Source organism: Vibrio sp. McD22-P3 (assembly GCF_021568915.1).
Classification (GTDB): domain Bacteria; phylum Pseudomonadota; class Gammaproteobacteria; order Enterobacterales; family Vibrionaceae; genus Vibrio; species Vibrio mediterranei.
This window is the reverse complement of sequence record NZ_JAKGTN010000066.1, coordinates 1-1,126: the sequence shown is the minus strand read 5'-3', so window position 1 is coordinate 1,126 and position 1,126 is coordinate 1. Positions and strand designations below refer to the sequence as shown.

General features: G+C 46.1%; 1 pseudogene. It reads right to left on the bottom strand.

The features are described from left to right. Nucleotides 1-325: 325 nt before the first annotated feature. Nucleotides 326-1,126: pseudogene (locus L2W36_RS27260) on the bottom strand (IS5 family transposase); the annotation flags it as partial.

The following is a 1,126-nucleotide window of genomic DNA, read 5'->3' as shown; positions in this document are numbered from 1 at the left end:
GTGTAATGATATGTAATGATTTCGATAAATTATCTACAGATTTAGTAAGGATGTGAGTCGTCCACACAATGTACCTCTATCTCATATTTTCCTTACAAAGAGCTACACACTTTAAACTGGTTTGCCACATCTTGATTGAACATAACATCCGTTGTACATAGGTGGTCGATTTACCATCGTGGCACTTAGTGCGAATTAAGTCCAGGCACAAGAACGGCTCCCCATTGAGAGCCGTTCTTCGTTGTAGGGAGGAGCGATTGAACATAATAGGGGCTTTGTTGCCGAATTCAACTGAAGAGCGAACGTTAGCTAAATAGCTTGCATTTTAAACAACATACTGAGTTTCAGGCATACCTATCCCAGTTAGCTTGTTGAGTGCTTTGATCATGGCGTAAGCCTCACCCACTTGTGCGTTGTAATTTCGAAACGTGAGTGAAGCACCGAGTAGTTGTTTTACGCAATACATCGCGGTCTCTGACAATGAACGCTTATGGTAACCATACTTCTGTTTCCACTTTTTGTTCGAGCCGTAGAGCTTTTGGCAGCCAACTGCCAGATTACGTGGATGCCCTTTTTCCGCTAGCCGCGCGCCCAGAAAGCTGCACCCTCACGTGGAGGGATCAAAGGTGTCGCTTTCTTAACCCTAATCGCTCTGTGGCACTCTCTTGTATCGTATGCACCATCTCCCGAGATTTCCTTGATGGTTCGGCGTGTTTGCTTGAGTAGGTTAGGGAGGACTTCCGCATCGGTCACACCTGATAGTGTCAGCTCTGCGGCGATAATTTCATGTGTGTCTGTATCAACCGCAAGATGGAGTTTACGCCAGACTCGACGCTTGCCATCGGTTCCATGTTTTTTCACTTTCCATTCTCCTTCACCGTATACCTTGAGCCCAGTTGCATCAATAGCTAGGTGTTGGATGGCGCCGCGTGTTGAGGCTTTGAAATTAACCTCTACATCCTTGGCTCGGCAGCTTACACAGGTATAGTGAGGACAAACCAATGGCACGTTAGCCAATTTAAAAACTGAGTCTAGAAAGCCTTGCAGCGCTCTCAATGGCATAGAGAAAACACGTTTTACCATCAATGCGGTAGTAATGGCTAGATCGCTGAATCGACGAGGCCTA